A 378-nucleotide genomic window follows, 5' to 3' on the forward strand; every position below is an offset into this window, starting at 1 on the left:
TGCACCGCGTCGGGGCGGAACAGGCGAAGCTGGTAGGTCAACAGGTCCGCAACGCCGCGGCAGCTGCGGAAGCCTGTAATCCAGATCCGGTTGGCTGCGTGCAGCGCACGCGCGGCGTCCGCAATCGCGCTCGCGGAAATGCGCGCAAGCCCCGCGGCTTCAGCCTCGAGCTTGTCGTGCACCAATTTGACATCGGCATTCGGCCCGGCGCGGCGGCTCTTGGCGCGGCCGGAGAACGGCGAGCCCTGCGCCGGACGCCGCGCGTGCGCTGCACGCAGCCAACCGGATCTGGATTACAGGCTTCCGCAGCTGCCGGGGCGGTGCGGGCCGGTGGACCTACCAGGCTCGCCTGGTCCGCCCCGACGCGGGGCAACTGGT

At 71.2% G+C, this 378-nt stretch carries 1 pseudogene; it reads right to left on the reverse strand.

Going from position 1 to position 378, the window contains the following annotated elements:
* Nucleotides 1–185, reverse strand: a pseudogene (locus FNJ47_RS52175) (MurR/RpiR family transcriptional regulator); the annotation flags it as partial.
* Nucleotides 186–378: the final 193 nt, after the last annotated feature.

The organism is Bradyrhizobium uaiense (genome assembly GCF_010811875.1).
Classification (GTDB): domain Bacteria; phylum Pseudomonadota; class Alphaproteobacteria; order Rhizobiales; family Xanthobacteraceae; genus Bradyrhizobium; species Bradyrhizobium uaiense.